General features: G+C 62.7%; 21 protein-coding genes. 9 read left to right on the top strand and 12 right to left on the bottom strand.

Annotated features, from left to right (window positions below):
* Nucleotides 1-77 precede the first annotated feature (77 nt).
* Entirely contained in the window at nt 78-665 is a 588-nt protein-coding gene (locus tag BRPE64_RS28035) for a MarR family winged helix-turn-helix transcriptional regulator (protein WP_044043800.1), read from the bottom strand.
* 237 nt (nt 666-902) lie between these two features.
* On the opposite strand from BRPE64_RS28035, the gene BRPE64_RS28030 reads away from it, so the two are divergent.
* The 5 genes from BRPE64_RS28030 (at nt 903) to BRPE64_RS28010 (ending at nt 7,010) form a co-directional block, all read left to right on the top strand.
* The gene (locus BRPE64_RS28030) at nt 903-2,255 is read left to right on the top strand and encodes an MFS transporter (protein WP_044043473.1); all 1,353 of its coding nucleotides are present in this window, start codon (nt 903-905) and stop codon (nt 2,253-2,255) included.
* A gap of 179 nt (nt 2,256-2,434) precedes the next feature.
* Complete coding sequence (locus BRPE64_RS28025) at nt 2,435-3,433, top strand: PDR/VanB family oxidoreductase (RefSeq protein ID WP_016348357.1); 999 nt, start codon at nt 2,435-2,437, stop codon at nt 3,431-3,433.
* Nucleotides 3,434-3,480: 47 nt separating this feature from the next.
* Entirely contained in the window at nt 3,481-4,800 is a 1,320-nt protein-coding gene (locus BRPE64_RS28020) for a Rieske 2Fe-2S domain-containing protein (protein WP_016348356.1), read from the top strand.
* On the top strand, nt 4,800-6,014 hold the full coding sequence (locus BRPE64_RS28015) for a Gfo/Idh/MocA family protein (protein WP_016348355.1): 1,215 nt from the start codon (nt 4,800-4,802) through the stop codon (nt 6,012-6,014). The genes BRPE64_RS28020 and BRPE64_RS28015 overlap by 1 nt, the downstream gene beginning before the upstream one ends.
* 3 nt (nt 6,015-6,017) lie before the next feature.
* Complete coding sequence (locus tag BRPE64_RS28010) at nt 6,018-7,010, top strand: ABC transporter substrate-binding protein (protein WP_016348354.1); 993 nt, start codon at nt 6,018-6,020, stop codon at nt 7,008-7,010.
* Between the two features lie 239 nt (nt 7,011-7,249).
* Here the strand turns inward: BRPE64_RS28010 and BRPE64_RS28005 are convergent, their stop codons facing one another.
* Together BRPE64_RS28005 and BRPE64_RS28000 are read right to left on the bottom strand one after the other, a co-directional pair.
* Complete coding sequence (locus BRPE64_RS28005) at nt 7,250-7,567, bottom strand: hypothetical protein (protein ID WP_044043471.1); 318 nt, start codon at nt 7,565-7,567, stop codon at nt 7,250-7,252.
* A 179-nt stretch (nt 7,568-7,746) separates the two neighbouring features.
* Complete coding sequence (locus tag BRPE64_RS28000) at nt 7,747-8,355, bottom strand: VC0807 family protein (RefSeq protein ID WP_016348352.1); 609 nt, start codon at nt 8,353-8,355, stop codon at nt 7,747-7,749.
* Between the two features lie 467 nt (nt 8,356-8,822).
* On the opposite strand from BRPE64_RS28000, the gene BRPE64_RS27995 reads away from it, so the two are divergent.
* Complete coding sequence (locus tag BRPE64_RS27995) at nt 8,823-9,050, top strand: hypothetical protein (protein WP_016348351.1); 228 nt, start codon at nt 8,823-8,825, stop codon at nt 9,048-9,050.
* 70 nt (nt 9,051-9,120) lie between these two features.
* Here BRPE64_RS27995 and BRPE64_RS27990 read toward each other — a convergent pair whose 3' ends face one another.
* The 7 genes from BRPE64_RS27990 to BRPE64_RS27960 are packed head-to-tail and all read right to left on the bottom strand — an operon-like array spanning nt 9,121 to nt 15,881.
* The gene (locus BRPE64_RS27990; protein WP_016348350.1) at nt 9,121-10,158 is read right to left on the bottom strand and encodes an ABC transporter substrate-binding protein; all 1,038 of its coding nucleotides are present in this window, start codon (nt 10,156-10,158) and stop codon (nt 9,121-9,123) included.
* Nucleotides 10,159-10,201: 43 nt separating this feature from the next.
* Nucleotides 10,202-11,329 carry an NAD(P)/FAD-dependent oxidoreductase gene (locus BRPE64_RS27985; protein ID WP_016348349.1) on the bottom strand — a complete coding sequence of 376 codons (1,128 nt, stop codon included), beginning with the start codon at nt 11,327-11,329 and terminating at the stop codon, nt 10,202-10,204.
* The gene (locus tag BRPE64_RS27980; RefSeq protein ID WP_016348348.1) at nt 11,322-12,734 is read right to left on the bottom strand and encodes an FAD/NAD(P)-dependent oxidoreductase; all 1,413 of its coding nucleotides are present in this window, start codon (nt 12,732-12,734) and stop codon (nt 11,322-11,324) included. The genes BRPE64_RS27985 and BRPE64_RS27980 overlap by 8 nt, the downstream gene beginning before the upstream one ends.
* Entirely contained in the window at nt 12,731-13,054 is a 324-nt protein-coding gene (locus tag BRPE64_RS27975; protein ID WP_016348347.1) for a (2Fe-2S)-binding protein, read from the bottom strand. Before BRPE64_RS27975 ends, BRPE64_RS27980 begins: the two co-directional genes overlap by 4 nt.
* Before the next feature lie 11 nt (nt 13,055-13,065).
* Nucleotides 13,066-13,860: an ABC transporter permease gene (locus BRPE64_RS27970; RefSeq protein WP_016348346.1), complete on the bottom strand. Its 795-nt coding sequence runs from the start codon at nt 13,858-13,860 to the stop codon at nt 13,066-13,068.
* 19 nt (nt 13,861-13,879) lie between these two features.
* The gene (locus tag BRPE64_RS27965; RefSeq protein ID WP_016348345.1) at nt 13,880-14,797 is read right to left on the bottom strand and encodes an ABC transporter permease; all 918 of its coding nucleotides are present in this window, start codon (nt 14,795-14,797) and stop codon (nt 13,880-13,882) included.
* The gene (locus BRPE64_RS27960; RefSeq protein ID WP_016348344.1) at nt 14,790-15,881 is read right to left on the bottom strand and encodes an ABC transporter ATP-binding protein; all 1,092 of its coding nucleotides are present in this window, start codon (nt 15,879-15,881) and stop codon (nt 14,790-14,792) included. The genes BRPE64_RS27965 and BRPE64_RS27960 overlap by 8 nt, the downstream gene beginning before the upstream one ends.
* A 294-nt stretch (nt 15,882-16,175) precedes the next feature.
* Here BRPE64_RS27960 and BRPE64_RS27955 point away from each other — a divergent pair, with 294 nt between their 5' ends.
* The 3 genes from BRPE64_RS27955 (at nt 16,176) to BRPE64_RS27945 (ending at nt 18,996) form a co-directional block, all read left to right on the top strand.
* Complete coding sequence (locus BRPE64_RS27955) at nt 16,176-17,051, top strand: IclR family transcriptional regulator (protein ID WP_044043797.1); 876 nt, start codon at nt 16,176-16,178, stop codon at nt 17,049-17,051.
* A gap of 201 nt (nt 17,052-17,252) precedes the next feature.
* On the top strand, nt 17,253-17,639 hold the full coding sequence (locus BRPE64_RS27950; protein WP_051180589.1) for a DUF3331 domain-containing protein: 387 nt from the start codon (nt 17,253-17,255) through the stop codon (nt 17,637-17,639).
* A gap of 148 nt (nt 17,640-17,787) precedes the next feature.
* The gene (locus BRPE64_RS27945) at nt 17,788-18,996 is read left to right on the top strand and encodes an NAD(P)/FAD-dependent oxidoreductase (RefSeq protein ID WP_016348341.1); all 1,209 of its coding nucleotides are present in this window, start codon (nt 17,788-17,790) and stop codon (nt 18,994-18,996) included.
* Between the two features lie 53 nt (nt 18,997-19,049).
* On the opposite strand, the gene BRPE64_RS27940 is transcribed toward BRPE64_RS27945, so the two are convergent.
* Nucleotides 19,050-19,754, bottom strand: coding sequence for a hypothetical protein (locus BRPE64_RS27940; protein ID WP_016348340.1), 705 nt, complete (start codon nt 19,752-19,754; stop codon nt 19,050-19,052).
* 47 nt (nt 19,755-19,801) lie between these two features.
* On the bottom strand, nt 19,802-20,119 hold the full coding sequence (locus BRPE64_RS27935) for a DUF4148 domain-containing protein (protein ID WP_044043794.1): 318 nt from the start codon (nt 20,117-20,119) through the stop codon (nt 19,802-19,804).
* Between the last annotated feature and the right edge of the window lie 27 nt (nt 20,120-20,146).

The following is a 20,146-nucleotide window of genomic DNA, read 5'->3' as shown; positions in this document are numbered from 1 at the left end:
GTGCACCAGTGTGACGGATTGCGGGAAACCCTGCTGATTACGCTCGCGTGCGTGCTTGTGCTCGTGCTCTTGCGGACTCAGACGTCTTCGAGCGTTTCGCCGCGTTCGGCGATGATCCTTCCGAGTTCACGCGTCGATGGCACGCGCCGCATCGGATTCGTGGAACCGGCTTCGTCTTCGGCGAGGTTTTCGATGATCGCGAGCAGCACCTTGCGCGCGGTCTTGATATCGCGCTCGCTCAGTCCCGTCACGCTGATTTCGTTGACTTCCTCCGCGAGCGGCACGAGCTTGCGCTTGAGCGCGCGGCCTTCGGCGGTGAGATACACATGCGTGTTCTTCTTGTTTTCGGGCCGCTGCTGACGCTCGACGAGGCCGAGCTTTTCCATGGCGGTGACGGCGGCGAAAGTCGTGGGCGCCATCACGCCCGCCTGTTCGCTGAGTTCGCGTTGCGTGAGACCGTCGGTTTCCCACAGGATGCGCAGAAACGTCCAGTGCCCGAACGACACCGAATGTTCCGCGAGGCGCATCTGCAAGGCGCGCACCATCGAACGCGTCGCGTCTTTGACAAGGTGCGCGAGCCGGTCGTTCGGCAGGGATTCATGCCAATGGCGCAGCATCTCCGCGGTCTCGCGCGGCGCGCCTTCCAGCTTCTCTTTTCGTGTCATGGCGGTGTTGTCCCAAAGCGATTCATGTTTCATTGACATGATAGCCGGTGGCCCCGCTGCCATGCCGTGCCTGCGCGCCGAAGCTTTCTCCGGGCAAACCCGAACTTGTTCCCGAGCCAGCCTCTCCCTACCATTATAGTTAGATATCGAATAAAAACCTGAGTGGCCGGAGCGTGCGACGAGCGTCGTGCGATCCGGCGTCTCGTCCTCATCAGAGAAGCGCAACGGAGATGTTTGGTGGCCAAATCCACAGTCACGGAATTTATGTCGGAGTCGGATGCGGCGGCGGCTCGCATTGAATCGACGTATCACAAAGTCACCTGGCGGCTGATGTCGTTCATTTTCGTCTGCTGGGTGCTGAATTACCTCGACCGCGTGAACGTGAGCTTCGCGCAACTGCATCTGAAGCAGGATCTCGGTCTCTCCGATGCCGCCTACGGACTTGGCGTGAGCCTGTTCTTCATCGGCTACATTTCGCTCGAAGTGCCGAGCACGTTGTGGCTCAAGAAGATCGGCGCGCGGCTGACCATCTCGCGCATCATGATTTTGTGGGGCGGCATCTCCACCGCGATGGCCTTCATGACCACGCCCGCGCAGTTCTATATCGCGCGCATTCTGCTCGGCGCGGCCGAGGCCGGTTTCTGGCCGGGCATCATCCTGTATCTGACGTACTGGTATCCGGGCGCGCGGCGTGCGCGCATCACGTCGCGCTTTCTGCTGGCGATCGCGGCGGCGGGGATTATCGGCGGGCCGTTGTCGGGCTGGATTCTGCACAATTTCGTCGATGTGCTCGGCTACAAGAACTGGCAATGGCTGTTCTTTCTCGAAGGCCTGCCGGCGCTCGTGATGGGCATCGTCGCGTTCTTCTATCTGGTCGACCGGCCGCAGGACGCGCGCTGGCTCGACGCCGAGCAAAAGAAGATCATCCTCGATGCGCTCGCCGCCGACCGCGCCGAAAAAGCGCCCGCGAAGCACACGGGCGGCCAGTTGCTGGCGGCGCTCAAGGACCCGCGCGTGTATATCCTCGCGGCGGGCTGGGGCACGGTACCGCTGTGCGGCACGATCCTCAACTACTGGACGCCGACCATCATCCGGCAAGCGGGCGTGGCCGATGTGCTGAACGTGGGCCTCTTGTCGGCGTTGCCGTACATCATCGGCGCGCTCGGCATGTTCGCGGTGGCCCGCAGTTCCGACGTAACGCTCGAACGGCGCTGGCACTTCTTCGCGTGCACGGCCGTGGGCGCGCTGGGCGGCTTCCTGTTGCCGATGGTGTCGGGCAACACGGCGGCGGCGATCGTCTGCCTCGGCATGATTTCCATTTCCTACTTCGGCGCGGCCGCGATCATCTGGTCGATTCCGCCTGCCTATCTCACCGACGAAGCCGCCGCGGCCGGCATCGGCGCGATCAGTTGTCTGGGTCAGGTCGGCGCGTTCTGCGGACCGATCGCGCTCGGCTGGATCAAGACGATGACAGGCAGTCTCGCGATCGGGCTATCGGCCATCGCCGCGATCGTGTTGCTCGGCGGGCTTGCGGTGTTGCTCGGCGTGCCGGCGAACACGCTGCGCGAACACGCGGAAAAGCGTGCGTAACAAACGCTTCTCGCAGCATCGGCGGCGCCTTCGGGCGCCGTTTTTACTTGATGTCGCGACGACGCATTTCAGGGAAAACCCGCTTGCTTCAAAATGATTAGATATCTAATATAAACGCATAGAGTGACGTCGCGATGAAGACGTCATGCACACGGCGAACGAAGCAGGAGAGCAGGGAAATGAGCAGGGAACTGAGCGAAGCAACGAACGAAGCAACGAGCAACGAACTGTCTTTCAGGACCCTCGTGGTGACGAAGAAGGAACAGGTCGCGGAGGGCATCGTGAGCTTCGAGCTGCGCGATCCCGAAGGCGGCGCGCTCGAACCCTTCAGTGCGGGCGCGCATCTGACGCTGCGCGTGCCGAGCGGCACGAATCGCAACTATTCGCTCTGCAACGACCCCGACGAAACCGACCGCTACGTGATTGCCGTGAAGCGCGATGCAGCGGGCCGCGGCGGCTCGGTCAGCATGACGGATCAGGTGAACGAGGGCGATCGCATCGAAGTCTCCGCGCCGCGCAACGAATTCGAATTGAGCGAACGCGCGCGCAGTTTCGTGTTCGTCGCGGGCGGCATCGGCATTACACCGATTCTGTCGATGATGCGTCATCTCAAGGCCATCGGCGGTCCGCGCTTCAAGCTCTATTACCTCGCGCGCAGCCCCGAAACGACAGCGTTCCTCGACGAACTGTCGGGCGCGGAATGGAAGCCGCATGTGGTGATTCATCACGATCACGGCGATCTTGCCCGCGCGTTCGACTTCTGGCCCGTCTTCGAAAAGCCCGGCAGCGGCACGCATGTGTATTGCTGCGGCCCCCGTGCGCTGATGGACGGCGTGCGCGACATGACCGGCCACTGGCCGACCGGCAGCGTGCATTTCGAGAGCTTCGGCGTGGATCAGTCGCGCGCGGCGGAGAACGTGCCGTTCAGCGTGAAGCTCGCGCGTTCGGACCGGTCCTTCGAGATTCCGAAGGACCGCTCGATCCTTGAAATCTTGCGCGACAACGGCATCCGTGCGCCGAGTTCGTGCGAGAGCGGCACGTGCGGATCGTGCCGCACGACCTTGTGCGCGGGCGAAGCCGACCATCGCGACATGGTGCTGGGCGAGGACGAAAAGGCCGGCCACATCATGATCTGCGTGTCGCGTGCGAAGAGCGAAGAACTCGTGCTGGATCTCTAACGAAGTGAATGTGTCCCCGTTGAATACGTTGGTCAGGAGAAGCGAAAATGCTCACGCATGAAGAAAACATGTTGCTGTGTCGTATCGAAGGCGATGCCCCGATGGGCCAGTTGATGCGGCGTCACTGGACGCCCGTGTGCCTCATCGAAGAAGTCAGCGAGCCGGACGGCGCACCCGTCAAGGCGCGCGTGTTCGGCGAAGATCTCGTCGTGTTCCGCGATACCGACGGCAACGTCGGCGTGATGGATGAGTATTGTCCGCATCGTCGCGTGTCGCTCGTCTATGGGCGCAACGAAGACTGCGGCCTGCGTTGTCTCTATCACGGCTGGAAGATGGACGTGAAAGGCAACGTGATCGAAATGGTTTCGGAGCCGTCATGCAGCGACATGACGAAGAAGACCCGGCACAAGGCTTATGAAACGAAGGAGTGGGGCGGCTTCGTGTGGGCCTACATGGGCCCGCAGGACGCGATTCCCGAGTTCGTGCCGCCGGCCTGGGCGCCGACCGAAGACACGCGCGTGAGCATCGCGAAGGCGATTCTGCCGTGCAACTGGGCGCAGATTCTCGAAGGCGCGATCGACTCCGCGCACAGTTCGAGCCTGCATTCGTCGGACTTCGTGCCGGCGCGCGTCGGCGGGGCGGAAGCGACGTCGAAGAACTGGCTGCGCCCATCGACCGATAAAGCGCCGCGCATGCAGGTGCATCGCACGGGGTATGGCTTTCGTTACGCCGCGCTGCGTCGTCCGATTCAGAACGCGGCCACGCACGACTACGTGCGCTCGACGGTGTTCGTCGCGCCGGCCACCGCGCTGATCCCGCCGAACAACCTCTATAACGTCGCGAACATCAACGTGCCGTGCGACGACACCAGCACCGCGTTCTATTTCATGGCGTGGGGCCATCCCGACAAGACGCCCGAAACGGAGACGTGGCGCAAGTTTCTCGGGCAGCAAGTGGGCATCGATCTCGATGCGTATTACCGGCCGCTGCGCAACACGGACAACCGCTTCTGGCAGGACCGTGAGGCGATGAAGGCGGGCAACTTCACGGGCATCAAGGGCTTTCCGAATCAGGACATCGCGATGTGGGTGACGATGGGCCCGATCGCGGATCGCACGGAAGAGCGGCTCGGCGCGAGCGATGTTGCCGTGGTCGAGTTCCGTCGCCGCATGCTCGACGCGCTGAAGGCGTTTCAGGCGGGCGAGCTCGCGATCGGCACCGGCGACAATGCGATCCCGCGCACCGTATGCTCGTTTCAGGCGATGGTCCCGAAGGACACGGACTGGAAGCAGTACGCCGCGCAACCGGTCTGGGTCGAAGTCGAAGCGGCTTCGGTGGGCGAGCCGAACTATCAGGTTCAGGTGTGATGGATACGCTCAGACTTGGCGTGGCGGGATTGGGCCGCGCATTCTCGCTGATGCTGCCGACCTTTCTGGCGGACGCGCGCGTGCGGCTCGTCGGTGCATGCGATCCGCGCGCGACGGCGCGTGCGCAGTTCGAAGCCGACTTCGATGCGCCTGCCTTCGACGATATCGAAGCGCTCGCACGCATGCCGGAAATCGATGCGATCTATATCGCGAGCCCGCATCAGTTTCATGCGGCGCATACGCGCATCGCGGCGCGGCACGGCAAACATGTGCTGGTCGAAAAACCGATGGCGCTGTCGCTCGAAGAATGCGACGCGATGATCGACGCGTGCCGTGCAGCGAACGTGCATCTGATCGTCGGTCATTGTCATAGCTTCGATACGCCTTATTTGCGCACGCGCGAACTGATTGCATCGGGCGAGTATGGCGATGTGAAGATGATTCAGGCGCTTAACTACACCGACTATCTGTTCCGCCCGCGCAGGCCGGAGGAATTGAAGACGGAAGAGGGCGGCGGCGCGGTGTTCAGCCAGGCGGCGCATCAGGTCGATATCGTGCGCTTGCTGGCAGGCGGCCGCGCGACACGTATTCGCGCGGCAGTCGGCAACTGGGATGCGGCGCGACCGACCGAAGGCGCTTACACAGCGACGCTCTGGTTCGACAACGGCGCGTTCGCGACGCTTGCCTACAACGGCTACGCGCATTTCGATTCGGACGAATGGACCGGCTGGATCGGCGAGATGGGGCAGACGCGCAACGCCGACGATTACGGCAGCGCGCGGCGCAAGCTCTCGCGCGTGGAATCGAAGGAAGAAGAGGCACGGTTGAAGGCGGCGGGCACTTATGGCGGCGAGGCTTATACCGCGCCATCGCGCGGGCAATCCGAGCCGCGCGCATATCAACATTTCGGGCCACTGATCGTTTCGTGTGAACGTGGCGATCTTCGGCCGCTTCCCGATGCGATCCTCGTGTATGGCGACGAGCGGCGCGCACGCATCGAACTCGATGCGCCGCATGTGCCGCGCGCCGAAGTCATCGACGAACTGAGCGCCGCCGTGCATGGCGGTATCGCGCCGCTGCACGACGGCGTCTGGGCGCGCGGCACGCTCGAAATCTGCATCGCGATGCTGCATTCCAGCGCGCAACAGCGCGACGTGCTCATCGGCGGGGAACACTCAAAGCATTCGAAACATTCAAACAACAGGGATCATTGAACGATGGCCAAGCTCAACTTGTCGGTCGCGGTGGGCAACTACGACCGCATGCGTCCGCTCGTGGACGGTGAAGTGCAGATCGACGGCGTCGATCCGGTGTTCATGCTGCAAGACCCGGAAGAGATCTTCTTTCGCGCGTTCCGTCATGCCGACTACGACATCTGCGAACTCTCGCTTTCGAGCTATAGCGTGAAGACGGCGGCCGGAACGAGCGCGTATATCGGCGTGCCGATTTTTCCGTCGCGCGCGTTTCGCCATACGTCGATCTATGTGCGCAACGATCGCGGCATCGAATCGCCCGCGGATTTGAAGGGCAAGCGCATCGGCGTGCCGGAGTATCAACTGACGGCCAATGTGTGGGCGCGTCTGTTCCTTGAAGAAGATCACGGCGTGAAGGCGTCGGATGTGATCTGGGTGCGCGGCGGTTACGAGGAAGCGGGACGCGAGGAGAAGATCAAGCTCGCTCTGCCGCCGGATGTTCGTCTGGAAGACGCGCCGTCGAACACGACGATTTCGCGTCTACTGGCATCCGGCGAGATCGATGCAGTTATCGGTCCGCGCGCGCCCTCGTGCTTCAGCAATGGTCATCCGAACGTGAAATATCTCTACGACGATCCGCAAAAGGCCGCAGCCGACTGGTACACGCGCACGAAGCTGTTCCCGATCATGCATCTGCTGGGCGTGCGGCGTTCGCTCGCGGAGCAGCATCCGTGGTTGCCGGGCGCGGTGGCGAAGGCGTTCGAAAAGAGCAAGGCGGTCGCGCTCGCGAGGCTCGGCGATACATCCGCGACCAAGGTGACCTTGCCCTTCGTTGAAGAACAGTTGAGCGCCGCGCGCCGTCTCATGGGCGACGACTTCTGGCCCTACGGTTTCGACGCGAATCGACATGTGCTGTCGCGCTTTCTCAAACGTCACCACGAAGAGGGTTTATCGAGCCGATTGCTTCAGCCTGAAGAACTCTTTCATCCGGCGACGTTGGAAAGCTTCAAGATTTGATATTGACGGTTGCGCGTCGCGTCGCGATACGAGCCGCGTATTTCAGCGGGCATGACAGGCACTTAAAAGTGCATCAGCTTTACTCTGTCGACGAAATGATCCGACAAATACGGCGAATCAGTGGGGCCTAAGTGCCTCTTTTCTACAAACGCTGAAATTTATATCGACATCCACGCCTGCAAAGGCAAAGGACCGCTGCCCACAAAGGCCGCGGTCCTTTCTCATCAACGATTAACGCGTTACTGACCAGCCGCCGGCGACTTCACGCTCGGGGTTGCCAGCGTGTTGTTGCTGGTCGGCGGGGCGGTGCCGGTCGCCGAATTGCTGTTCGTGCTGCTCGGCAAGCCGGAGTTTTGCGTCCGTCCCATGCCGCTCTCCGAATTGGTGCTGCCAGGCGTACCGTAGCCGCCCGTTGCACCGTTCACCTGGTTGGCCGGGCTCGCCGTGCTGCCCGCCGTCCCGCCGCCGTTTGCGCCGCCAGCGGTTTGTGCCATAGCGCCGGTCGATAGCGCAACTGCGGCGACGGCCGCGATGAGAGTGCTAGTTGCCTTGATCATGATCCGTGCCTCCTTGATCGAACTGAAAATATGGACACAGACGAGTGCCGTCTGCTTGAACGGATTTTCAGCAATCAGCGTGCCGCGTCGAATGACAGCAAAATGTTATGACGGGCCTTTCATCAGCTTGACGTCTCGATATCAAAACAATCGCGGGGATTAGCCACAATGCATCGTGTTCAGATAGCCTGATCCGGCTTCTTGAGATACATACGGCGATATAGCATTGTCCATATCGTCAATGCGGCGTAGAAGCCGTAACGGATGAAGGTGGATGCGCGCTCGGCATCGTCGGGACTTAGCCAGTCGAGTACCGCGAGCCGCAATAGATTCTCGACCACGAGGCCGATACCCCAGACAGCGGTCATCAGCCGTATGGAGCGCATGAGCTTCGGCTGGCTTCGCCACATGACATCGAAATCGAGTTCGCGGCCTTGACGTTCGCGAGAGAGTGTCGAGCGCGCAAGATAGAACACGAGCGGGCGGCGTAACAGAAGCGAAAGCAAAAACAGGAAGCCGATGGCGCCGCTGATCAGCGGTTCACGCGACTTCAGCAGCCACGTCGCGGATTGCAGTGCAAGCACAGCGATCGACATGACAATACCGGCAAGCACGATACCGCTCAACGCATCGATATGAGAAAAGCGGATGAAGTCGATGCCGAGCCAGAGACCAAGCGGCACTGCCGAAGCGAGCATCGCGCCTTCCATGCCCACGTGCGGAAGTGCCAGCCGATAAGCCAGCCACGGCAGGACCACATTGATCAGGATCGCGAACGCGTAGCGCACCGGCGGAACTCCTGGAAGTTATCGTGAATGGCACGATGGTGCAGCGGCGAACGTACCTGAGTCTAGCGAGACCTTGAATCGCACGGCAGAGTTTGCGCAGCCGTAAAAGGATGTCGATAACATAACGATGCGCGCGACGAGCCAATGACATCATGATGCAAGCCGAAGACCGACTGGCCTGCCGTCCTGACCCATTCGCGCGCCGCGCGAATCCTCACGATTGAATCCCGCCACGCCACAACGCAAATGTCTGGCCCGCGCCGACAGCAATCAGTCGAACTGTTGCTGCTGTGCCATCGTGACGTCAGCGCATGCTCGCGAATTCTTTTGGACGACGCGGTTTTACGCGCATTAATTCGACGCAAACGAGCAATCGACGCCTTTCAGGCTATTGGCACACCGTGTGCAAAAGAACGACCGGCGACTTTCGTCTCGCCGTTCACTCTACTTTTGCCAGGAGACCAGCCATGACTACGTTGACGATCACCGATCTGCCCCGTGCAAGCACGCTTCAACGCGATGCGATGTCCACCGTGCGCGGCGGCATCGCTTACTTGAAAAAGCCCGACAGCGAACCTTCTTTTCCCGGACTGCCGACGTCCGGAGCCATCGCTGCGATCCTGAAGGACTTTCATATTCCTCTGTCGTGGCCATCGCAGACGGCTCCGGCGGCGCAGGATCCGCGTCTGCTGTGAACCAATGCAAGTTCGTCCGCGTATCGTGCGCGAGCGCCGCTTCACGCACGATACGCAACGCGAACGCTGCTTACTTCTCGATCTGCTGATTCCAGCGTTGATCCCATTGTGCGCGATTTGCGTTGATGGTGTCCCAGTCCACGACCGTCACCTTCTTCGCGAGCGCATTCAGGTCGCCGAGATTCTTGTCCATTTCCGGCGTCATCTTCGCTTGCGTGTTGGTCGGAATCTGCTTGCCGGCTTCGGCGGCCTTCGTCTGCGCGGGCGCGGACAACAGAAACTGCGCGAGCTTCTGCGCAAGCGCCGGATCGGGATTGTTCTTCACGACGCACAGATCCACGAGCAGCAACACCGCGCCTTCCTTCGGCGCAACGTATGCCACCGGCAAGCCCTTGTCCTTGAGATCGCCGATAGCCGTCGGCGTGAGCGGGAAGAGACCGGCTTCGCCTGTCGTGATCATCTCCGAGAGCTTCGCCGAGTTCGGAATGTATTCGACGACGTTCGGTCCCACCGTCGTCGCCCACTTGCTGAAGCCCGGCTCGACGTTCTTTTCGCTGCCGCCCAGAAGACGGTTGATCGCGAGAAACCCGTGCAGGCCGAACGTGCTGCTCGACGCCGACTGGAACACGACCTTGCCCTTGTACTTCGGATCGGCGAAGTCCATCCACGAGGTCGGCGGCGCCCAGCCTTTTTCCTTGAAGAGCTTCGTGTTGTAGCCGATGCCCGTCATGCCGAGCTGCACGCCCGCGCCCATGTCGTCCTTCAGGCGCGCGAACGGATAAAGCTCCTTGAGCACGGGCGTATCGTCGAGCTTCTGGCATATGCCCATGCTGACGGCGCGGGCCATCACGCCGTCATCGAGGAACGCGACGTGAATCTGCGGACTGTTGCGGTTCGCGAGCAGCTTGGCGAGCACATCCGACGACGTGCCCGGCACCACGACGACCTTCACGTTGTTGGCCTTCTCGAAGTCGGGCAGGACCTGGCTCGTGTAGGCCTTTTCCATCGGCCCGCCGTTCATGCCGATGTAGATCGTCTTGCTCTGCGACCAGGCGGCCGACGTGATGCCGAACGCGACGAGCGCGGTGAGGGTGCGTGACAGTTTCATCGTGGGTTGTCCTTGTTCTGGCGAGTAGTTGTCAGGTGATGGGCTAATGAGTGGCGGAAACAGGCATCAAGCTGAAGCGCCCGATCGAAAACGCGTCGATCGGCGTGCTGGTTTCACCCTGCGTGATGAGTTCGGCAAGCACTTCGCCGACGCCGGGCGCGAGCAGGAAACCGCCGCCCGAAAAACCGAATGCATGCAGAAGACGCGGCGTCGTGCGGCTCGGCCCGATAACGGGATTGCTGTCGGGCGTCTCGCCTTCCACGCCGCTCCACGTGCGGATCAGCAGCGCATCGCGCAGGGCGGGCAAGAGCGCGCAGGCGTCGCGCATCACGGCGCGCGTCGTGGCCGTGGAAGGCTGCGCGTACTCGCCGTCGCCATGACCGCGTCCGCCGCCGATCACGCAATTGCCGCGCTCGACCTGACGCGCATAGATGCCGCCGCCCACCACGCCCAGACTATGGCCGATGAAAAGCGGCAGCGGCTCGGTTACCCACATGTTCGGATAGATGGGCTTCATCGGCGCTTGTTCGCCGAAGCTGCCCGCGATCCGGTTCGCCCACGCGCCCGCGCTGTTGACGAGCCAGTCGGAGCTGATGCGTTCGCCGCCGGCGCGCATCTGAAAGCGTGTGCCGTCGAAGACGATATCGGCAAGCTCGGTCTGTTCGCGCACGTCGGCGCCCGCGCGTCGCGCCGCCAGCGCAAACCCCGGCGAGACGAGGCGCGGATTCGCGTGTCCGTCGCTCGCACACAGCGAACCGCCGATCGCAGCAGGCCCAAGCCACGGATAGCGTTTGCGAAACGCCGCGCCGCTCATGACCTGCGAATCGACGCCGTATGTGCGCGCCATCGCGGACCATTGGTCGAGCACGTCGAGATCGGCTTCGCGGCGCGCAAGCCGCAGATGTCCGGACACGACGAACTCGCCGTCGCTGCCGATCAGCTCCGGCAGACGGCCAAAGACGCGCCGTGCGCGCACCGCGAGCGGCAGTTGCTCTTCGGTGCGTCCCTGCGTGCGCACGCCGCCGTAGTTCACGCCGCTCGCCTGCGCGCCGCAGAAACGCCGTTCGATGAGCGCGACGCGCTTGCCCTGCATCGCGAGAAAGAGCGCCGTCGACGAACCGACGAGGCCGCCGCCCGCGATCACCACATCGTAATGGCGCGCGTCACTCATCGTGGGCTTCCTCGGGCTGCACTTGCACGCCGTCGTCGTAAAGCATGGGCGTGATCGGGATCGGCTTGATCGGCGCCTGACTGCGCAGACGGCCAAGCTCGGCGAGCGGCTTGCCGGTTTCGGCGGAGAGCAGGGCAAGTGCGGATTCGCCGCACATGCGTCCCTGACAGCGCCCCATGCCGATGCGCGTCAGCGCCTTCAGCCGATTGACCTCCGTGGCGAGGCCGCTGCCGACGCACGCGCGCAGAGTGCCGGCGCTGACTTCTTCGCAGCGGCAGACGGTGAGATCGTCGGGCCAGGTTGATGCAGCGTTCTCGGGCGGCGCGAACGCCTGCTCGATGCCCGCGCGAAATGCGGCGATGCGTCCGAGTTCGTGTTCGAGCTTCTGTGCGTCGCCTTGCGTGGCCACGCCGATATCTTCGAGCAGCGCGAGCGCCGCGCGGCGTCCGGCGAGTTCGGCTGCGTCCGCGCCCGCGATGCCTGCGCCGTCGCCCGCGAGATACACGTGGCGCACCGAACTGCGGCCTGCGGCGTCGCGCTCGGGCAGCCAGCAGCGATTCAGCGCGTCGAAACGAAAGCGGCAACCGGCGAGATCGGCGAGTTGCGTCTCCGGACGCAGGCCGAAACCCATGCCGACAGCATCGCAATCGAGCGTGCGTGTTGCGCCTGCCCGCGTGCGCCAGCGCATGGCGCGCACGGCATCGTCGCCATCGATCGAAAGCAGCGTGACGCCGCGCTCGATGCGCACGCCGCGCGCCTGCAGCCAGCCGACGTAATAAAGCCCTTTGGCGACCGTCGAAGGCTGATTCAGCATGCGCAGCGCGGCTGCGATCTGGCGCGAGAACGGACTCGTATCGAGCACTGCCTCGACGCGCGCGCCCGCTTTCACGTACTGATACGCGACGAGATAAAGCAGCGGCCCCGTGCCCGCCAGCACGACGCGCGAGCCGATCGCACAGCCTTGCGATTTCAGCGCGACCTGTGCGCCGCCGAGCGTATAGACGCCCGCGAGCGTCCAGCCCGGCAGCGGCACGATACGATCCGTCGCGCCGCTCGCGATGATCAGCCGCGTGAACGGCACGCTCGCCTCGTGCCCCGCGTGAAGCGTGTCGAGCCGGTTCTGCTCGCATGCCCAGACGAGCGTGTCGGGACGATAGTCGATCTTGGGCAGCAGCCTTGCCATTGCGTCATGGACGGCTTCGGCCTTCTTCGCTTCGAAGCCATACAGCGCGGATTTCGTGCGCGTGAAGCCTGCATCGGCAGGTGGCTGGCGATAGATTTGCCCGCCCCAGCGCGCATTTTCATCGATGACGACAGGACGCACACCCGCCGCCACCAGCGTCTCAGCCGCGCGAATTCCGGCGGGCCCCGCACCGACGATCACCACACGATGCGCATCGTTCATGGCGCGTTCTCCGTGCCGGCGCCGTTCGTGACGATGCGCATGCCCGCTTCGATGCGCGTCGAACAGGCGCGCAGACGCTTGCCGTCTTCGCTGCGCACCCAGCAGTCCTGACACGCGCCGATCAGGCAAAAGCCCGCGCGCGGCTTGCCGCTGAATTCGCTGCGGCGCACGTGACGCTGCTGCATGAGGATCGCGGTCAGCAGCGTGTCGCCGGTGAGCGCTTCGGCGGCGACGCCATCGAGAACGAAGGAAACGCGCGCGCGGTTAGTCTCGACGAGACGAACGAACTGCGGCGCATGTTGAGGCGTGACGATGCTCATGGAATAAGGGTTCAGTGCTGGCCGATCAGAATGCGGTTGAGCCCGTACACGCGATCGAGAATCAGCATCGCGCCCGCGGTAATGAAAATCACGAGCGCCGATACGGACGCCATCATCGGATCGATCGATTCCGTCGCGTACATGTACATGCGCACCGGCAATGTGACCGTCTGCGGCGACGTGACGAAGACCGACATCGTCAATTCGTCGAAGCTGTTGATGAACGCGAGCAGCCAGCCGCCGGTGATGCCGGGCAGAATCATCGGCCACGTGACGCGGCGGAACGTGGTCCATGCATTCGCGCCGAGCGACGCCGCCGCATGTTCGATGCTGCGGTCCATGCCGCTCACCGACGCGAGCACGAGCCGCATCACGAACGGCGTGATCACGATCATGTGCGCGAGAACCAGCCACGCGAACGAACCGGTTGCGCCGATCATCGCGAAGAAGCGCAGCATCGCAATGCCGAGCACGAGGCCCGGAATCACGAGCGGCGAGAGCAGCAACGCGTTCAGGAAGCCGCGTCCGGGAAAGCGCGCGCGGCCAATTGCGAGTCCCGCCGGCAGCGCGATGACGAGCGACAACGTCGCCGACGCGAACGCGAGCTTCACGCTGTTGAAGAACGCCGAGATGAAGTCGGGATAATCGAGAATCGCGCGGAACCAGCGCAACGAGAGGCCGCGCGTGGGCAGCGTCAGCGTTTCTTCGGGCGTGAACGCAACCAGCACGACGATGACGAGCGGCGCCAGCACGAACAGGATCACGATCGTGTGAAACGCCAGCGCGAGAGGACCGTTTTTGCGCATGATGAATCGTCCTTGGCCTTTAGCCCATGCTGCGCGCGTAGCGCCGTTCGAGCACGCGGTAATAAGTCAGCATCACCACGAGATTAGCGACGAGCAACAGCACCGCGATGGTCGCGCCCAGCGGCCAGTTCATCGAACTCAGAAACTGGTCGTAGACGGTCGTTGCGGCCACTTTCAGACGCCGTCCGCCGAGCAGGCCGGGAATGGCGAACGCGCTCGCGGAAAGGCCGAATACCATCAGGCTGCCCGAGAGAATGCCCGGCACCAGTTGCGGCAACACGATGCGCCGCAACGTGACGGCGGGCGACGCCATCAGCGAGAGCGCGGCGTTTTCGGTCTGCGGATCGAGACGTTGCAGCGCGGTCCAGACCGGAATCACCATGAACGGCAGCATCACATGCACGAGCGCGATGACGATCGCGAAGTTCGTATACAGCAGCTTGTACGGGCCCATGCCGAACACGCCGAACAACTGGTTCACGAGCCCATTCACGTTGAGCAGCATGCTCCAGCCGAACGCGCGCACGACCACCGAAACGAGCAGCGGCGCGAGAATCACCAGCAGAAACACGGAGCGCCACGGATCGCCCATGCGCGAGAGGATGTACGCCTCGGGCGTGCCGATCACGACGCACAGCAACGTCACCAGCGCGGCGATGCCGAACGTGCGCAGAAAGATCGTGTGGAAATATTCCGAGCCGAGCACTTCGGCGTAGTTGTGCAGATCGAACGCCGCGACCGGCCCGAGCGACGGATCGAAGCGATAGAACGTCAGCGCGAGCGTCATCGCGAGCGGCACGATGACCAGCACGGAAAAGAGCAGCAGCGCGGGCGCGCTCATCATCCACAAGGGCAGATAAGCGTGCCAGGGTGCGCGTCGCGTGCTGTTCGGTTCCGCGTTCGCGGCAGGTTCGGACGAGCGCAGCGTGCTATCCACGGACGGCCTCCTGCTGAATGAAGCGGATCGATTCCGTGTTCCAGTCGATGCCGACTTGCGCGCCTTCTTCCAGCGGCTCGTCGCCGTGATTCTGGCAGCACACGAGCATCTCGCCCGCGCGGCTGTCGAGCCGGTAAAGCCACTGACTGCCGAGAAAAAAGCGGCTCGTCACGCGGCCCGGCAAGCGGCCGCTGCCCGCTACGCCGAGCTTCAGCTTTTCCGGGCGGATGCATACGGTCACCGCATCGCCGACGCCGATGGCGCGCTCGCGCTCCGGCAGTTGCGATGTCGAGCCGGTTTCCGCGAGCTCGTGGCCGAGATCGATGCGAATAGCGTCGCCGTCACGCGCAACGATGGTCCCGCGCAGCATGTTGGCCTTGCCGATGAACTGCGACACGAAGCTCGTCTCGGGACGTTCGTACGCACGATACGGCGTATCGACCTGCGTGATGCGGCCCGCTTCCATCACGACGACGCGATCGCTGATCGACAGCGCTTCGGACTGATCGTGCGTGACCATGATCGTCGTCGTGCCGATCTTGCGCTGAATGCCGCGCAACTCGAACTGCATGTCCTCGCGCAGCTTGGCATCGAGATTCGACATGGGTTCGTCGAGCAGCAGCACGGGCGGCGCGATCACGATTGCGCGAGCGATTGCCACGCGCTGACGCTGACCGCCCGACAGCTCGCGCGGAAAGCGCTGCGCGAACGCGTCGAGCCGCACGAGCGACAGCGCCTCGCGCACACGATCGCGGCGCTCGCGCTTGTCGATGCCGCGCATCTCTAGCCCGAAGCTCACGTTCTGCTCGACGCTCATGTGCGGAAACAGCGCATAGCTTTGAAACACGATGCCGAGGCCGCGCCGGTTCGGCCGCATGTGCGTGATATCGCGGCCGTCGAGCATGATGCGGCCGCGCGTGGTCTCGATGAAGCCCGCGATCATCTGCAAGGTCGTGGTCTTGCCGCAACCCGACGGCCCGAGCAGCGACACGAACTCGCCTTTCTCGACCGAGAGATTGACGTCGGCGACGGCTTGCAGATCGCCGAACGATTTCGACAGATCGGTCAACGTGAGAAACGACATGGCTGCCCCTTCGGCGCATCGACGCGCCGGCTGCATTCGACTGATTTCGATGAACCGACTCTAGCTAGCCATATTTCCTTGCGTCAATCGCAATTCCATTCAATGATTAGAATGTGGCGCTGAATTCCAATCAACGGAATCTTTGGCCGGCCGATTGAATATCTATTTCATCAGGCGTGATTTGGGTTATCCCTGATCATCGCGCGCATTGTGCGATGCATCGACATCGTGTCGAATAGAGCGCGTAAAGCATCATCGCAATAGATTCCGCTCAATGGAATGATCGAGGCGAGAATGAAGGCATCGAACGAAGAAAATGGAAGCGCTGCGGCGGACGCGCCCGGCGCGGGCATGCTGCAACGCGCATTCGCCGTGATTCGCGCGCTCGGCGACGATCAGGCAGAAGGCAGCCGTGTCACCGCGCTCGCGAAGGCGGTCGGGCTCACGCAGGCCACGGTGCATCGCATTCTTCATGCGCTGATCGCGGAAGGCGTCGTCGAGCAGGATGAGAGCAGCAAGCGTTATCGGCTGAGCGTCGATTTCTTTTCGCTGGCCGCGCAGGCGGGCAATCCGAGCGGCATGCGCACGCTATGCCGCCCGGCGCTGCTCAGGCTGTGCGCGAGTCTCGGCGACACCATCTTCCTGCTCGTGAAAAGCAGCTTCGATGCAGTGTGTCTCGACATGTGCGAAGGCCCGTTTCCGATCCGCTCGTTCACCGGCGACGTGGGCGGCCGCGTCGCACTCGGCGTCGGGCAGGGCAGCCTTGCCATTCTCGCGTTTCAGCCGGAAGCCGAGCGCGAAGAGATCATCCGCTATAACGTGCCGCGTCTGCACAGCTACGGCGTGTTCGACGAAGTCTATCTGCGCACGGAGATCGAGCGCGTGCGCGTGCAGGGCTATGCGGGCCGCAACAGCGGTCTGATCGACGGCATGGCGGGCGTCGCGGTGCCGATTCTCGATCGATCGGGGCAAGCGGTTGGCGCATTGAGCGTCGGCACGTTGTCGACGCGTCTCGGCGAAGACCGCTTGCCGATGGTCGTCGAATTGCTCAAGCGTCAGGCGCAGACGCTCGGCCCGCAGATCAATCCATTCGATGTCGCCGTGCGTCGTCCCGTTCATGGACTCACGCGCGCAATGGCCACCACGCCGCTGACCGGCCCGCCGCAATAAGCGCGGCCATGGCGCGTTCGCGCCGCTATCGATTGTTGTCGCTACGACAACACGGCGAACGGTTCATCGACACTACTGCGAATGACGGCGCACCCGTACGATCGTCGGGGCTTATTTACATCCGTCCTTTCGCATGAAGGATCGCGAAGAACATCGCTCGTGATTCGAGGATGCCGGGCGTTTCTCATGGAAGCTTCGAACATGAACAACACCGATCCCTGGCGCGCGATCGTCACGCACTTACGCGAGCCTGCGCCGCCACCTCAACGCATGCGCGATCGGCGCACGCGGCACGTACTGGCCGACGTCTCGCCGATCTGCCGTATCGAATGGTCGACGCAATCGACAATTCTCGTTTCATGGAGCGACGCCACCGCCGGGCGACGCGAAGATCAGGCATGGCGCGCCTGCATTGCGCGCGGCGCGGGCGTGTGCAAGCTGACGGGCGCGGCGGTGCGGCGCGGTGATCTCATCTTCCGCCCGATCAGACGCGGACACGGCATGCCCGCAACCGCGCCGGACATGATTCTCGCGGAAAGCGCGCCGCGCGGCGTGTCGTCGATCGTTGCGGTCAAGGCAACACCGTGAACGCTTTCGCGATGCTATTGGCTTACGGCATCCAAACCTACAATTCTTTTCGACGATAAGCGCGCAAGCAATGTTGTCCAAACCGGATCGATATTCAAATGATTCGGTATCCGAATCATTATTCATTTAACTCAAGAGGCTAAAGCTCATGTCGCAGAAGATCCTGATTGTCGGTGCCGGCTTTGCCGGAGTGTGGGGCGCACTGGGCGCGGCGCGCGTGCTCGATGAAGCCGGCGTGACGAAGCGTGACGTCGAAGTCACGCTGATCTCGCCGAAACCCGAATTGCAGATTAGGCCGCGCATGTACGAAAGCGAGCCGCACACAATGACTGCGCCGCTGCTTCCGTTGCTCGATGCCATTGGCGTGAAGTTCTTCGAAGGAACGGTTCACGGCATTTCCGTCGATGACAAGACGGTGAACGTCGTATCTGCCGATGGCCGCACGCATACGCTCGCCTATGATCGTCTGCTGCTAACGAGCGGCAGCAAGCTGAACAGGCCGCCGATTCCTGGCCTGGCGGAGCTTGCGTTCTCCGTCGATTGCGTCGAAGACGCGGTGAAGCTCGACCAGCATCTCGACACGCTGGCGAAACTCCCGGATTCGCCCGCGCGAAACACGGTTGCGGTGGTCGGCTGCGGCTTCACCGGTATCGAAGTGGCGACCGAATTGCCGAAGCGTTTGCGCGAAAAATTCGGCGCCAATGCGGCGATTCGCGTGGTCGCGATCGGTGCGCAGGACACGATTGGCCCGGACCTCGGACCCAATCCTCGTCCGTTCGTCGCGCAAGCGTTCGAGTCGCTGGGCATCGAGGCTGTGCTGGGCTCGGGCGTCGTATCCGTCGATGCGCAAGGCGTTCGCACGCAATCGGGCAAGCACATCGCCGCCATGACGGTGATCTGGGCGGGCGGCATGCGCGCGAGCACGTTGACCTCGCAGCTTGCATCGCAACTCGATGCGCTGGGCCGCGTCGAAGTGGCAGCCGATCTTCGCGTGCCCGCAGCGCCTGATGTGTTCGTGGCCGGAGACGTGGCGCGCGTGCCGACCGATGACGACGGCCATTACGCGCTGATGTCCTGTCAGCACGCGATCCTCATGGGCAAATTCGGCGGACACAATGTCGCTGCGGATTTGTTGGGCACGCCGACGTTGCCTTATCGTCAACCGTTCTACGCGACGTGTATCGATCTCGGCGACTGGGGCGCGATCTATTCCGAAGGCTGGGATCGGCAGATCAGGCTGACTCACGCAGAAGGCAAGACGCGCAAGCAGATGATCAACACGAAGTGGATTTATCCTCCCGCGCCGAATCGCGTCGAGGCGTTGGCCGCGGGCAATCCGCAAGCGTCGTTCGGCTAAATCGGCTGAACCGACGGTATCGACTGCGCTGGCATCGGCACGACGCAAACGCGCTATTCAGGCCGGTGCCAGCGCCCCGACTCCGGGCATAGAACGGCAGGTGCGCCGTTCAACCAGAGTTGTTCTTCATCGAGTTGCAGCGCGGTCGAGCGGGCAACGTCGAAGACCACGTCGAGTGCACGTCCGACGTGGGCGTCTTCGATAGGAAGCTCCCACGTCAGGAATATCTGGATGTAGTCTTCGTCCGGCGCAAAGTCGGCGGCACTGAAGCCGGTGCTGTTGCGTCGAATGACGGCATGAGGCTGGCCCGTATCGAAGATGACGGCCGTTCCCCGCGTCAGAGGAATGCGTCGACCCGTCGAGGGAAAATGCAGATCGAGACCCTTGTCTTCGCTCAGAAAAAGATTGCAGAAGGCGGCATCGCCATATTGCGCGGCGTCGTGGTGATATCGCGCGCCGCGACACGCCATGAGCGCGACGTCACTATCGGCGAGCACATCGCGTAGTCCGAGCGACGACGTCCAGTCGGACATGATCTGCACGCAACGCTTGTACTCCGGCCAGCGCACTTGCGTGCGCGCGAGAGGCATTGCTTCGACGTCACCGGGTTCCAGCGCAAGCTGCGACGATGTCTCTCTCTGCCAATCCGCGAGCACGCGTTCGGAGGTCATGGGCACGTCGAGCGTGCTGGTCAGAACGATGTCGCTTACGCATCGACTGCGGATGGCGTCGCCGCTCCGATAATAAGAAGTCAGCATGTCTCGCATTCGGTGCTGTCAAAAGGGGAATTGAGTACGTCGCTGCATTAGCCGCTGGTGGGCGTTCCCGTGCCGATACAGTCCGTGCGATACCACATATCGACGAGGCGCTGCGCGGCGTGCAGATCGTCCGGATAGTAGGGATCGTAGAACGGCGACGGGTTATAGCCCGCTTTTTCCAGCGCCGCCAGCTCGCTCATGTTGCGTTCGTGCGTGATGGGCGCATTGTTCTTGAGCGCGGTGAGGTCGCGGCATTCCTTCTCGGTCAGATGCGCGGCGCCATAGGGCACGGGGGCCGCGACACAACCAGCGAGCACAAAGGCGCACGCGCAGATCAGCGGATGGAAAGTCGGCAGATGGTTCATGGGGCGTCTCCCTTCGGTCACGGATTC

The sequence above is a fragment of the Caballeronia insecticola genome (genome assembly GCF_000402035.1).
Lineage (GTDB): Bacteria > Pseudomonadota > Gammaproteobacteria > Burkholderiales > Burkholderiaceae > Caballeronia > Caballeronia insecticola.
The sequence above is the reverse complement of the archived record's forward strand: the minus strand, read 5'-3'. Positions and strand labels throughout refer to the sequence as shown.